Source organism: Streptomyces sp. NPDC018000, assembly GCF_044328025.1.
Taxonomy (GTDB): Bacteria; Actinomycetota; Actinomycetes; order Streptomycetales; family Streptomycetaceae; genus Streptomyces.
The window spans coordinates 77,604-90,511 of sequence record NZ_JBIRGM010000013.1; the positions used below are offsets into that span (position 1 = coordinate 77,604).

The following is a 12,908-nucleotide window of genomic DNA, read 5'->3' on the forward strand; positions in this document are numbered from 1 at the left end:
TCGTCGGCCGACAGCCCGCCGGTCCCGGCGGTGGGCGGGCGTCATTGCTACTTCCTCGCGTCGCAGTCCACCTCGTCGGCGTCGTCGGAGAGCGCACTGCCCTGGGGCAGCAGATAGGTCACCCAGAGCACGACGGGCTCGGTCCCCAGGTTGCGTCCGATGTGGCGGTGATCGGCTCCGGACGGCTCGATGAAGGACGAGCCCGCGGGCGTCACCTCGACCGAGCAGTCGTCCAGAGTGCGCGTCAGTGTCCCGGACTTGACGACGGCGATCAGCTGCCCGCTATGGGTGTGCCAGCCGGTGGAACCGCCCGGCTCGACGGTGATGGTCCGGAAGGTCACATCGGTGCGGCCGTTCGGCGTCTTCACCTTCAGCTTTCCCGCCGATGTGCCCTCCGCGACCACCGTGCCGCTCACGCCGCTGCCGGGTGTGGCGACGGCCGCCGACGGTACGAAGCCGAGCACGGCCACGCAGCCGCCTGTGACCAGAGCCTTGGCGAGTCGCCCCTGCCGTATCCGCCGCCCGCGGCTCTCCTGCTGTCTGCCGGCCTTCACGTACGACTCCTCTGCCTCAGCGTCCCGGAAGCGTCCTGGACGTCCCGAACCGGACATGCCAAATGCCCCCACGCTACCCGGGAGTTGAGTCGCACAACCCTCCCGCAGCGACGGTCACTCGCCGCGAATCTCGGCGGCGAGCGGCCCGAAGGGCGCGCTGTACGCGTTCCCGCGCTCTGGTGCTGCTGACGTCCCGTACGGCCGACGGCACCGGCGTCCACTTCCACAATCCATCCGGCACGACGGCCACAACGCGTGTCGCGGAGCTTCCGCTGCCCGACTTCGAGCGCTTCTTCGCGGGGCGCGGGGTGTCACTGCCCACGAGCGTGTGACGGGAGTTCACGGAAAACGGGAGCGGGCCCAGGGGGGCGTGCCCCGGCTCACCTGTGACCCGAAAAGCCACTGAGACATGCGGGGCGGCGTTCAGCCGGGCAGTGCCGCGGTGAGGTCGACCTCGATCAGTTGTTCGGGGAACCCGAGCCGTGCGACGCCGAGCAGCGTGCTCGCGGTGGTGAACGCGGGCCCGATGACCGAGCCGGTGAGTCGGCGCCAGGCGGCCCCAAGGTCCGTGACATCGTCGCTGGCCACGTAGATGACCGACCGGACGACCCGGGAGGGCTCGGCGCCCACGGCCGCCAGGGCGAGAAGGGCATTGGCCGCCACCTGATCGATCTGGGCATCGAGATCGCCGGGACCCACCAGCGTGCCGCGACGGTCGAGCGGACATTGCCCGGCCAGGAACGCGGTCCGGCCCGTCTCCACCACAGTGATGTGGTGATAGCCGGGTGTGGGGTGCAACTGGTCCGGGTTGATCCGGCCGATCTGCGCAGTCATGCGGATGAGTCTGACAGCCCGTGCCACGCGGTGCAGCCGGGTTTCGACGGGCCCGCAGGCCGACCCGTACGGGTGGATTCCGGCGTACACCCATGTCCTGCCGCCGTGCGGTGGGGGCCGCTTGCCACAGTGAGCCGCGCGCATCCGCGCCGCAGGCCCACGCAGACTCCGCCCTCACAGGCTCCGAACGAAGGTCCCCGCCGTGCCTCGCCTCCCCCACTTCACCAGCATGAAGGGTCTCACCGGCCCGAAACAGCACACCGCGCTCACCGCGTCCGCCGCCGCCCTGGCCGCACTGGCCGTGGGCATGCCCGTCGCGTACGCCACGCTCGGCAACGATGCCCCCTCCGCCTCGCAGTCGGCGAAATCGGGCGGCGCCGCGCTCGGGACGCCATACATCGAGACCCGGTTGCTCTTCGGCACCGAACGTCCCGACGGTGGGCTAAATGTGACTGATCGTCAATTCATGTCGTTCATCGAAGAGGAGGTCACGCCGCGCTTCCCGAACGGGCTGACCGTCCAGGACGGCCGGCGGCAGTGGCGGGATTCCCACGGGGCGATCGAACGGGAGCGCAGTTACGAACTGACCCTGCTCTACCCGGCATCCGAGGCACGCGTACGCGACGTCCAGATCGAGCGGATCCGGAACGCCTACGAGAAGGCGTACGCCCAGGACTCGGTGGCCCGGATCGAAGAACGCACAACCGCCGACTTCTGACACCACCCGTCACCCTGCTGCGCCGCTCCCCGGTCACTCGGCCGTACGGGCCCCGCGCCCGTGCGGCCGAGTGAGCCGACGCGACGGCCCGTTTGCCGATCGTCGCCGTGCTGCTGATCGGTCTCTTCGACTATCTGCGGAGTTGAGAGGTCGAGGGCCGGTCCGGGGCCGTCCGGGGTGGTCAGCCTCCGCTGAGTGCCATGAGCGCGCCCACCGGGTCGGAATCCGGGGTGGCGCGGGGCCACCAGTCGTCCTCGCCCGGCTCGGATTCATAGCCGTACCAACGGCCGTCGTGGCCGAAGCGGAGCTGGAGTGTGCCGCTGGGGTGCGTGAGGTGGTTGTGCCAGGGGTGGAAGCGGGGGAATTCGGCGGCTGCGAGCGCGGGGCGGGCCCGGTCGAACGGGCCGGCCGGAGGATCCCAGGGCGTTTCGAGGACGTCCAGCCCCTCGGCGCCGCCCTGGCGCCAGGCCGCGACGGCGCGGGCCAGGTCGGTGGGGGTGCGGCCGGTGGCGTACGCCAGCTCGCGGTAGAGGGCGCGGGTGGTGGCGGTGAGCCCGGCGGTGGGACGGGACGCGGCCAGCCGTACCGCGTCCTGCCAGGCGGTGAGGCCGGCGAGCGGGTCGAGGCCGGTGGTGAGGAGCGTGTGCGCACGGGCCGCCGCATCCGTGGCGAGGTGGTCGAGAGCGAGCGGGTCGCGGGCGCCGGGCAGGCTCGGGTACGAGGGTGGATGCCCGGGATGCGGCGGGACCGGGAGCGGGGCGGGGAGCGGCGGGAGGTAGCGGTCGGCGAAGGCTTCTCGGGCCGGTACGGAAGGGGTGGCCGGGGCCGTGGGGCGTTCCCTGGCGGAGTGTGCGGCGTTACGACGGCCCAGCTCTTCGAGGAGTTCGCGCTCGCCCCGGCCGCGCAGCAGCAGAAGGACGAACGGGTCGGTGTCCAGGAGCCGGGCCATCTGGTAGCAGAGGGCGGCCACATGCTTGCAGGGCCAGCCGTGGTCGGGACAGGAGCAGCCGGGGTCGAGGTCGCCCGCGGTGGGCAGCAGCCCGACACCCGCCTCGGCCGCCGTGTCGACCAGCGAGTTCGGCATCTCCTTGGTGAGCAGCGCGGCAAGGTGACCGGGGCGGGCGGCGACCGCGTCCAGGAACATTTCCCAGTCGGCGTCGGTGAGCGGTCGCAGACGCAGCTCGGCGCGGTAGGGACGGGGGCGGCTGCCGTGGACGTAGGAAACGACCCGTCCGGGGGGTGACGGTGATCGCTGCGACCTTGCCGCTGTCGGCGTACGTACGGCCGCGGGAGAGCCGTCCTTCGTCCATCGACAGGGACTCCAGGGCAGCCACCCAGGCGCGGCCCCACCAGCTGTCCGCGAAGGGTTCGTCGCCGTCGGACGTGCGGGGCGGCACGGCCTCGAAGGTGCGCCGCAGATCGTCGGGGCCGGGGCGCGAGCGTGCGACAGGACGGGGCTCGGGGCGGGCGTATGAATGGGGCTGGGGACGGGGGCTCATGACGGCCTCCGGAGCGAGACGAGATCGGCCAGGTCACGATCGCTGAGTTCGGTCAGCGCGGACTCGCCGGCGCCGAGGACCGCGTCGGCCAGGACCCGCTTGGCCCGCAGCAGCTCGGCGATCCGGTCCTCGACCGTGCCTTCCGCGATCAGCCGGTGCACCTGCACGGGTTGCGTCTGGCCGATGCGGTATGCCCGGTCCGTGGCCTGTTCCTCGACGGCCGGGTTCCACCAGCGGTCGTAGTGGATGACGTGGGCGGCCCTGGTGAGATTCAGTCCGGTGCCCGCCGCCTTGAGGGAGAGCAGGAAGACCGGGACCTCGCCGGACTGGAAGCGGTCCACCATCCGCTCCCGCTCGGCCACCGGCGTACCACCGTGCAGGAGTTGAGAGGGTATGGCGCGCGAGGCGAGGTGGGCGGAGAGGAGCCGGGCCATCGTGACGTACTGGGTGAAGATGAGGACGGAGCCGTCCTCGGCGAGGATCGTGCCGAGGAGTTCGTCGAGCAGGGCGAGCTTTCCCGAACGGCCGACGAGGCGGGTCGGTTCCTCCTTCAGATACTGCGCGGGATGGTTGCAGATCTGTTTGAGCGAGGCCAGCAGCTTCATGATCAGACCGCGGCGGGCGATGCCTTCCGAGGCTTCGATGAACGCCATCGTCTCGCGGACCGCTGCCTCGTAGAGCGTGACCTGCTCGCGGGTGAGGAAGACGGGGTGGTCGGTCTCCGTCTTGGGCGGCAGCTCGGGGGCGATGCCCGGGTCGGACTTCTTCCGGCGCAGGAGAAAGGGCCGGACCAGCCGGGAAAGCCGTTCGACCGCTTCGTCGTCGGCGAGCCCGGCAGCCGTCCCGGTGTTCTCGACGATGCGGGCGTGCCGGGCTCGGAACGCCTTGAGGGGGCCGAGCAGTCCGGGGGTGGTCCAGTCGAGCAGGGCCCACAGCTCGGAGAGGTTGTTCTCCACGGGGGTGCCGGTGAGGGCGACTCTGGCCGGGGCCGGGATGGTGCGCAGCGCCTTCGCCGTGGAGGAGTGCGGGTTCTTCACGTGCTGGGCCTCGTCGGCGACGATCAGTCCCCAGCTGTGGCCTGCGAGTTGCTCCACGCTCGAACGCATGGTGCCGTATGTGGTGAGGACGAAGCCGCCGTCGGGTTCGGCGAGTGTGCGGTCGGTGCCGTGGAAACGGCGCACGGGGACACCGGGAGCGAAGCGGTTGATCTCCCGGTGCCAGTTGCCCAGGAGGGAGGCGGGGCAGATCACCAGGGTGGGCGCGGGGTGAGCACGGTGCAGATGGAGGGCGATGAGGGTGATCGTCTTGCCCAGGCCCATGTCGTCGGCGAGGCAGCCGCCGAGGCCGAGTGAGGTCATCCGGTCCAGCCAGGCGAGGCCGCGCAGCTGGTAGTCGCGGAGTGTGGCATCCAGGCCGGGCGGCGGGGCGATGGCGGTGTCCTCGGCGGTGATACGGGTACGGAGTGCGGCCAGCGCCCCGACCGGCACCGCTTCGACCTGCTCACCGTCGACCTCGGCGCTGCCGGTCAGGGCGACGGCGAGGGCATCGACCGGATCGAGCAGGCCCAGCTCCCGCTTGCGTGCCTTGCGTACGAGCGCGGGGGCGACGACGACCCACTGGTCCCGCAGCCGCACCACGGGCCGGTGGGCCTCCGCCAGGACGTCCATCTCCGCTTCGGTGAGCTGCTCGTCGCCCAGCGACAACTGCCAGTTGAAGGCGAAGAGCTGCTCGGCGTCGAAGAACGAGGTGCCGTCGGTGGCCGAGCCGGGTGCGGGCCGCACGACGGCGGCGGCAGTGAGCGACCGGGCGAGCTCTCTGGGCCAGTGGACGCTGACCCCGGCCTCCGCCAGCCGGGCTCCGGCGTCGCTCAGCAGCTCGTACAACTCGTCCTCTTCGAGTGCGAGCACATCGGGCACCGGCTGGTCCAGCAATCGCTCCAGCGGCGCCCAGACACGGGCGGCGCGGCGCAGCGCGAGCACGGCATCGATCCTGGCCCGCGGGCCGAACTGCTCTCCCGCCCCGCCGTTCCACAGTGCGGCGGCGTCGACGACGTAGGTCGGGTCGGCCAGGCTGTGCACCTGGGTGATGGCCGCGGCGGCGTGCCGCGCGGCACGCCGCCGCGCATCCGTGCCCGCGCCGGAGACGCCGTTGCCGTCGGAGGCGTCGTTGCCGTCGCTGTCGCCGCTGTCGTCGCTGTCGTCGGGGCTGTCGTACGTATCGGCCGTGTCGAAGAGCTCGTACGCCGACAGGTCCAGGCGCAGCGAGACCCGTACGCCCGCGTCGAGCCCGGTCGCGACTTCGACGGCCCAGTCACGGGCGCCTGGCAGGTGCTGAGCCTCACGGGCCGCGAAAGGTGCCCCCATCGCGTACGCCGCGGCGGGTGTACGGGGCAGGGTGTCGGCAACCGCGTCGAGGAACGCCCCGAGCAGCCACTCGGGGTCGGGGATTCGGAGCGGTGTGCGGTCCGGGAGCGGGACCGCGTGCCCCTCGGCCGGCATGGCGGCGGCGATCGCGCGGAGATGGGCGATGTCCTCGGCGTCGCACGGTCCGGCCCGCCAGGCGTCGTGGTCCTCACCCGTCAGGCCGGGGAGCAGCCTGCCGCGGGCCACCAGGTTGAGCGCGTGGAGTGCGGCGGCGCCCCAGCAGCGGGTGGCGGGGTGGGCGGACTGCTGATGCCGGGCACCGGCCAGCAACGGCACGGCATCGGACACGGACAGCAGCACGGCGGGCACCGTACGCCGTTGGATACCATCGCGCTGTCCGTGCCTGCGGACGAGGGTGATCTCGGCGGCAGTCGCGAAAGGTGCGGAACTCTCAGGGGCTGCGGAGTGTCCGCGGAAGGCATCCGGCTCCGGGAGAGAGCCCCCATCGGGATCCCAGAACGCGACGCGCCCGTCCCTCGGCAGCGATGCGGGCAGGAAGACAGCGGCACAGCGCATGAGGCGGGCGGCCGACGCGTCCAGCTGATGCTGCGCCGCGATCATCGGTCCCCTCCCGTCCCGCCGCGATCCTCTTGATCGTCTCGATCCCTATAACTCCAATCGAGTCTAGGCGGGGAGTCTGACAACCGGTCGTTCACCCGCATTCCAGCAGGTCGAATGCGGTATGGACCGCCCCGACCGGCCCACGCAGCGGCCGGTTCGGCTCAGTGCCTTGCGAGCGGCTTCGGGCGAGGAGGCTGCGCAGGTGCAGTGGCTGCGGGAACAGCGGACGCGGGAGCAGGGGCGGAAGCAGGCGCGGGAGCCACGGATGGCGGCTGCGGGCGCGGCCGCGGCCGAGGACGTGGCTGCGACTGCGCGGGGCGCTGCGGCTGTGCGGGCTGCTGCGGCTGCATCACCGGCTGCTGCTGTACGGGGTACTGCGCCCTCTCCAGGAAGCGGAGCAGCTCCACCGGGAACGGCAGCACCAGGGTGGAGTTCTTCTCTGCCGCGACCGCAACCACCGTCTGCAGCAGGCGCAGTTGGAGTGCGGCCGGCTGGGCGGACATCTCCTTCGCCGCCTCTGCGAGCTTCTTCGACGCCTGGAGTTCGGCGTCCGCGTTGATGACCCGGGCCCGCCTCTCACGGTCGGCCTCGGCCTGGCGGGCCATGGAGCGCTTCATCGTCTCCGGCAGCGACACGTCCTTGATCTCCACCCGGTCGATCTGCACACCCCATCCGACCGCCGGACTGTCGATCATGAGCTCGAGACCCTGATTCAGTTTCTCGCGGTTGGAGAGCAGATCGTCCAGATCGCTCTTGCCGATGATCGACCGTAGTGAGGTCTGTGCCATCTGCGACACCGCGAACCGGTAGTCCTCCACCTGGATCAAGGCACTCGCCGCATCGACCACCTTGAAGTAGATGACCGCGTCCACCCGCACCGTCACGTTGTCCCGTGTGATGCCGTCCTGCGCGGGCACCGGCATCGTCACGATCTGCATATTGACCTTGCGCAGTCGCTCGACACCGGGGATCACCATGGTGAATCCGGGCCCTCGCACGTCGTCACGGAGCTTGCCGAGCCTCAGCACGACGCCCCGCTCGTACTGCTTGACGATCTTGGCCGCAGCCGCCGCGTACAGCCCGCACGCCGAGGCAGCCGCAACTGCTGCGATCACGAGTTCCTGGACCATGACGGCCCCCTGAAAGCCGGAAACGTATCACTCAAAGCGTCGCTATTACCACGGTATGCCCAGTATCAACCAATATGAACACGGGCCGGGATTCTCCGGCGCGGCTGTCGCCCGGCCGGGCGCGCACCGGATGCCGAGTCGCCCGGGAGTGGGCAGGGTGACCAGCGTCAGCACGATATCCGTGGCGTACGCAGCGCTGACGGATGAGCCGGACGAGACAGACGAGGACCCGCCCATGCCCGTGATCGATCACCGACGTCGCCGTCTCGGCACCGCAGCCGGGGCCGCGCTCCTGACCCTCACCGTCGCGGGCTGCTCCGGCCTCGGCCGGACCGCGGTCGGGCCGGTCACCTACACCACCGAGCGGGACGCCGTGATCATGGTGAACAGCCCGTCGGTCAGGGGCTGCCACCGGCTCGCTCCCGCGGGCGCCAAGGAAGTGAGCAACGGCACCCTGATCGACATCATCCTGTACCGCACACGCGACTGCACCGGCCCTGGTACGACGTACCTCGCGACCAAGCTCAGCGACGTCAACGGTGCCCACGCCCTCCCGTGGCGCAGCTTCAGCACGGTCCACTGACCGGCGCACGCCGGTCGGAGCACCCAGGCGGTGTCCGCGGAGTCCCGCCCGGTCCGAAAAAGTCCTGGGGCGTGTTTCGAAAGTAGCGTCGTCCGCCCGCAGGGCGGGGCCGGGGGTGTCTGGTGCGTGCGATCGCAAGGCGGAGGGAGGAGAGCGCAGCGGGCTGCGCCGACGACCGACAACGCAGCGAACGTGCGTGCCGGACGCCCCCGGCCAGACGGGACTTTCGAAACACGCCCTAGCGCCCGGTGCCGAAGTTGATGGAGCCGATCTCGGCGGCCTGGATCACCGGGCCGCCGATCCTGGGCGTCCCACTGATCGTGTTGCGCACCTGGCCGGCGCCCCCACGCCCACCTGGAGAGGGCGACAACTCATCGAGAATGGATTGGAGTTCGACTGCGGCCTGAGGGTCCTCGGCAAGCCTTCGGCGCAGCCGTGCGCGCCACTCGACTTCGGCATCCCCGATCAGCGCGCCGTCACCTCCGCCGTCCCGCGCGCGGGTCAGCTCGTCGCGCAACTCCTCCAACTCGCCGGCCAGTTCCGCCTCTTCCTCGGGTGTCGCCCCGCCCCGCGCGAAGAACGTCACCAGCCGCTGGCGTACCTGCCCCCAGGAATCGGCCACCATGTGCTGCACGAGCGCCGTTGCCCCCGACGCCGCCAGTGCCACCAACTCGGCTTCCACCGGGCCTCCTTCGACCGTTACTTGCACACACCGTCGGCCACCACGGTATCCGCTGACGGCCCGGCACCGGACGGCATCGGCGGATGCTGCCCGGTGTCGGGCCGTCAGCCGGGCGAGAACCGGTGCGTGGTCGTTGTGCGGGCCTGCGGACCAGCGCGAAGAGATCCGCCGTCCGGGCCCGCCGCTCCCGGGCGATCAGGACGAACAGCACGATGAGCAGCGCGGGCTTGGCGAACGCGCTGAACCCGAAGAACAGGGCAAGTACGACCCGTGCTGCGGTCAGCGCGACGGCACCGCGGCTTCGGCGGCCGGCTCCGGTGTCGGCAAGGGCGGCAGGGGCGGTGCTCCGGGAGGGTGTGGCTTCGAACATCTGGGTCTCCTCGGCGAGGCTTCGCAGGGTGTTGCTCACGAAGAGGTAGACCTGACCGCGGTCCGGAACTCATCGCTTTCCGGACCGCGGATCTTCTCCGTCCGAGGCTACTCGGGCACGGCCCGCACCCATGTCCCGTCATCCGTGAGATACCGGTCGACGGTCAGACCGGCCGCCTCCAGGTGCTTCTCGAACTGCTCCTTCGACAGCGCCCGCGACAGGAACGTCTGGGTCCATCGCGCATCGTCGAAGAGGTACTCGGCATGCACCGAGTCCACCCCGTCCCCCACGGGCTCCGCGGATACGATCCGCACGGTGTAACCACCCGGATCGACCCGCTCCCGCGGCAGATCGGTGTGGTAGTCGGGGCCCTCGCGCTGGATGAGTACGACTCCGCCGTCCTTGACGTGTTTCCGGCAGGCCCGCAGCATCCCCGCACGCACCCGGTCCTCGCTCGTGTGCACCAGGAACGACGCCAGCATCACCACGTCGAACCTCTCGTCGCCCAGGTCCAGCGACTCGATGGGGCTCTGCACGGTACGGGCGCCCCGTACGTGCTCCAGCATCTGTGCCGACTCGTCAACGGCGGTGACGTCGAAGCCGCGCTCGATGAGTGGATGGGTCACCCGGCCCGCCCCGCAGCCCAGTTCCAGAATGCTCGCCCCGGCGGGCACGGCCGCCGCTATCACCTCCGGTTCATCGCCGACGGACAGTCGTCTGTACAGCTCGACCGCACAGCCGTCCGGCGTGATCGCGCCCGGGCCCGTACCTGAATATCCCTCACGCACCAGTCGTCCGCTCATGTACAGCCGAACGAAAGGCCGTTGGCGGACGTTCCTGCAACGCCGCTCCCACCGTCGCTTCGTCGATCAGTGCGCACAGGCCTGCGGGGCCGTGTACTGACCGATCGTCGGCACCGACGCCGTAACGGCCGAATCGTCAGTACACCGGGTAGCGGTCGGCCGGCCACACGACCGCGTGCTCGAACTCCACGCACAGATCGTCGGCCACCTCGGTGATCACCGCTCGTCCTTCGGTCGCCACCAGCCAGGACGGCGGAAGGTGTACGTCCCCGTGGCGCGCGCCGAGCAGATTGCCGCAGACCGCACCGGTGGAGTCGCTGTCGCCCGAGTGGTTGACCGAGAGCAGCAGCGACTGGGCCACCTGATCTGCGCCCGGCAGCACCAGGGCGCAGTACACGGCGATGGCAAGGGCCTCCTCGGCGACCCAGCCCGCGCCCAGCGTCTCCACCTTCTCGGCGGTCGGCTCGCCCTCGGCGGCCAGATCGACGGCCGCGCGCAGCGCCGCCGTCGTCTCATCGTGCCCCGGGTGGCGGCCCAGCAGCTCCATGGCTCGCAGCACCGCACCCGCCATAGAATCGCCCTCCAGGAGATGGGCGACGATCGCGGCGAACGCCCCGGCCGCGTACGCACCGGTCGGGTGGCCGTGGGTGATCTGCGCGCACCAGTAGGCGAGCTGGAAGCCCACCTGGGCGTCCTCCCCGGCCAGTCCGAAGGGGGCGGACCGCATCACCGTGCCGCATCCCTTGGACCCAGTGTTGACCGGGCCGGGCTCGCCGAGCCGTCCTTTCGGTTCGGGGACATGGCCGGTCGCGAGCCCCGTCAGACAGGCGTTGCCGGGGGCTCTGCGCGCGTACAGCCAGGGCTGCTGCCTGAGCCAGCCGGTCCGTACCGGGTTGTCGCCGCCGCGGGCCGGCGGAGCGGGGTGGTTCTGGGTGTCCAGCCAACGCAGATAGGCGTTCCGCACAACCCCGATCTCGGCGCCGCCGATACCCTTCGACATCGCCCGGGAATGGGCCCTGATCAGCCCTTCGGCCGTGAACAGGGTCATCTGTGTATCGTCCGTGACACGTCCGACGACCCCCTCGTCGTCCGGGAGAAGTCCCTGTACGCCTTGCTCACCGTGCGCGCGGCGGATACCGGCGAGCGAAAGGAACTCCACCGGGTTGCCCAGGGCGTCTCCGATCGCCCCGCCCAGCAGACAGCCCCGGACCCTCGCCCTGCGGCCGGTCCGGTCCCCCCACGATGTGCCGTTCACGCACAATCCCCTCAATCCGACGTCGACAAGTCGTAAAACGCCGTCGCGGGTCCATGCTGGTAAGAGAGGCGATCGCCATGCGTACCGGGAATGAACCGACGACAGCCCGCAGCCCTCTGCGGCTGCGGCTCTGCCTGAGTCTATGGGGGCTGGCCTGGGCCGTCTTCGGCCTGGCTGCCTTCACGCTGGCCGACCGCCCGGGCTGGGCCGCGGCCTGCGGTCTGCTGCTCCTGCTGGTCCTCGTGGACATCGCAGTGATCATCCACCACATCCACCAGGGCCCGCACTACCAGCCGGGACGCAGCATCCCGCCGTACGAACCCGACCACGGCGGACGCGGCAGGTACGGCCACTGACGCAGGCGTGCCGAGGCCGGGACGAGTTCCGGTGCACGCCCGGGCCCGGCGGTGGGCGTCAGTCCTCTGTGCGGAAGCGGGCCGCCTTCAGATACTCCGGCTTCGGGTCGAGTGCGGCGGCCAGCCGGAAGTGGCGGGCGGCCCGGTCGGAGCGGCCGGAGCGCTCGAAGGTGCGGGCGAGCGCGAAGTGCGCGAAGGCATTGTCCGGTTCGCGCTCCAGGACGAGTTCGAATTCGAGCTCGGCAGGACGCAGTTGGGCGGCGGCGAAGAAGGCACGGGCCCTCAGCAGCCGGGCGGCGGTGTTCTCCGGATGGGACGCGATCACCGAGTCCAGGAGCTTGACCGCGCCCCGCGGGTCGCGCGCCGCCAACAGGTGTTCGGCTGCGCGGAAGTCGATGATGTCGGTTTCCGGGGTCCTCTCGGGCACGCTCGCATCCTTCCCTTCGCTACCGGATTCTCAACGTCCGGCCGGTGTCCGGTATTCCGATACGGAAATCAGCCGGCCGCGGCCCGCTGGGTCAGCTCCGACCAGACCTTGCGCACCTGCGGCTCAAGTTCCTCCAGCGGTCCGTCGTTGTCGACGATCAGATCGGCCACGGCACGCCGCTGCTCCCGGGTGGCCTGCGCGGCCATGCGGGCGCGGGCTTCGGACTCGGTCATGCCGCGCAGCCGTACGAGCCGGTCGAGCTGGGTCTCGGGACTGGCGTCCACGACGACCACCAGGTCGTACAGCGGGGCGAGGCCGTTCTCGGCGAGGAGGGGGACGTCATGGACGACGACCGAGTCGGGGCCGACGGCCCGCTCCAGCTCGGCGGAGCGGGCGCCGACCAGCGGGTGGACGATCGCGTTGAGGGTGGCGAGCCGGTCGGCGTCGGAGAAGACGATCGAGCCGAGCTTCGGCCGGTCCAGGGCGCCTTCGGCGGTGAGGACGCCGGCACCGAACGCGTCGACGACGGCCGCGAGCCCTGGGGTCCCCGGCTCGACGACCTCCCGGGCGATACGGTCCGCATCGATCAGCACGGCTCCGTATCCGACGAGCAGCCGTGACACTTCACTCTTGCCGGCGCCGATCCCGCCGGTCAGGCCCACCTTCAGCATGCTGGGCAGCCTAGGGCATGTTTCGAAAGTAGCGTCGTCCGC

13 protein-coding genes and 1 pseudogene are annotated in these 12,908 nt (G+C 70.7%); 4 read left to right on the top strand and 10 right to left on the bottom strand.

Annotated elements, in window-relative coordinates; genetic code table 11:
- Window positions 1-47 precede the first annotated feature (47 nt).
- Window positions 48-554 (bottom strand): cupin domain-containing protein, encoded by a 507-nt coding sequence (locus ACH4EW_RS23770; protein ID WP_398259994.1) that lies wholly within the window; start codon window positions 552-554, stop codon window positions 48-50.
- A gap of 179 nt (window positions 555-733) precedes the next feature.
- Here ACH4EW_RS23770 and ACH4EW_RS23775 point away from each other — a divergent pair, with 179 nt between their 5' ends.
- On the top strand, window positions 734-886 hold the full coding sequence (locus tag ACH4EW_RS23775; RefSeq protein WP_398259996.1) for a hypothetical protein: 153 nt from the start codon (window positions 734-736) through the stop codon (window positions 884-886).
- A gap of 91 nt (window positions 887-977) precedes the next feature.
- Here ACH4EW_RS23775 and ACH4EW_RS23780 read toward each other — a convergent pair whose 3' ends face one another.
- Window positions 978-1,388, bottom strand: a complete 411-nt coding sequence (locus tag ACH4EW_RS23780) for a RidA family protein (RefSeq protein WP_398259998.1) — start codon at window positions 1,386-1,388, stop codon at window positions 978-980.
- A 229-nt stretch (window positions 1,389-1,617) separates the two neighbouring features.
- Here ACH4EW_RS23780 and ACH4EW_RS23785 point away from each other — a divergent pair, with 229 nt between their 5' ends.
- Window positions 1,618-2,106, top strand: a complete 489-nt coding sequence (locus tag ACH4EW_RS23785; RefSeq protein WP_398260125.1) for a DUF3574 domain-containing protein — start codon at window positions 1,618-1,620, stop codon at window positions 2,104-2,106.
- Window positions 2,107-2,287: 181 nt separating this feature from the next.
- Here the strand turns inward: ACH4EW_RS23785 and ACH4EW_RS23790 are convergent.
- From ACH4EW_RS23790 to ACH4EW_RS23800, 3 genes and pseudogenes are all read right to left on the bottom strand, one after another.
- Window positions 2,288-3,605: pseudogene (locus tag ACH4EW_RS23790) on the bottom strand (SWIM zinc finger family protein).
- Window positions 3,602-6,589, bottom strand: a complete 2,988-nt coding sequence (locus ACH4EW_RS23795; RefSeq protein WP_398260000.1) for a DEAD/DEAH box helicase — start codon at window positions 6,587-6,589, stop codon at window positions 3,602-3,604. Before ACH4EW_RS23795 ends, ACH4EW_RS23790 begins: the two are co-directional and overlap by 4 nt.
- A 161-nt stretch (window positions 6,590-6,750) precedes the next feature.
- The gene (locus tag ACH4EW_RS23800) at window positions 6,751-7,719 is read right to left on the bottom strand and encodes a slipin family protein (RefSeq protein WP_398260002.1); all 969 of its coding nucleotides are present in this window, start codon (window positions 7,717-7,719) and stop codon (window positions 6,751-6,753) included.
- Window positions 7,720-7,954: 235 nt separating this feature from the next.
- Between ACH4EW_RS23800 and ACH4EW_RS23805 the strand changes: the two genes are divergently transcribed.
- Window positions 7,955-8,302 (top strand): hypothetical protein, encoded by a 348-nt coding sequence (locus ACH4EW_RS23805; protein ID WP_398260127.1) that lies wholly within the window; start codon window positions 7,955-7,957, stop codon window positions 8,300-8,302.
- A 238-nt stretch (window positions 8,303-8,540) separates the two neighbouring features.
- Here ACH4EW_RS23805 and ACH4EW_RS23810 read toward each other — a convergent pair whose 3' ends face one another.
- The 3 genes from ACH4EW_RS23810 to ACH4EW_RS23820 all read right to left on the bottom strand — a co-directional run bounded on the left by ACH4EW_RS23810 (window position 8,541) and on the right by ACH4EW_RS23820 (window position 11,412).
- On the bottom strand, window positions 8,541-8,984 hold the full coding sequence (locus tag ACH4EW_RS23810; RefSeq protein ID WP_398260004.1) for a hypothetical protein: 444 nt from the start codon (window positions 8,982-8,984) through the stop codon (window positions 8,541-8,543).
- A gap of 477 nt (window positions 8,985-9,461) precedes the next feature.
- On the bottom strand, window positions 9,462-10,157 hold the full coding sequence (locus ACH4EW_RS23815; RefSeq protein ID WP_398260006.1) for a class I SAM-dependent methyltransferase: 696 nt from the start codon (window positions 10,155-10,157) through the stop codon (window positions 9,462-9,464).
- A gap of 136 nt (window positions 10,158-10,293) precedes the next feature.
- Complete coding sequence (locus ACH4EW_RS23820; protein WP_398260008.1) at window positions 10,294-11,412, bottom strand: ADP-ribosylglycohydrolase family protein; 1,119 nt, start codon at window positions 11,410-11,412, stop codon at window positions 10,294-10,296.
- Window positions 11,413-11,489: 77 nt separating this feature from the next.
- On the opposite strand from ACH4EW_RS23820, the gene ACH4EW_RS23825 reads away from it, so the two are divergent.
- Entirely contained in the window at window positions 11,490-11,768 is a 279-nt protein-coding gene (locus ACH4EW_RS23825) for a DUF6343 family protein (RefSeq protein ID WP_398260010.1), read from the top strand.
- A gap of 58 nt (window positions 11,769-11,826) precedes the next feature.
- Here the strand turns inward: ACH4EW_RS23825 and ACH4EW_RS23830 are convergent, their stop codons facing one another.
- Both ACH4EW_RS23830 and coaE read right to left on the bottom strand, forming a co-directional pair.
- Window positions 11,827-12,195, bottom strand: coding sequence for a tetratricopeptide repeat protein (locus tag ACH4EW_RS23830; RefSeq protein WP_398260012.1), 369 nt, complete (start codon window positions 12,193-12,195; stop codon window positions 11,827-11,829).
- Window positions 12,196-12,263: 68 nt separating this feature from the next.
- Entirely contained in the window at window positions 12,264-12,866 is a 603-nt protein-coding gene (coaE, locus tag ACH4EW_RS23835) for a dephospho-CoA kinase (protein ID WP_398260014.1), read from the bottom strand.
- Window positions 12,867-12,908 lie beyond the last annotated feature (42 nt).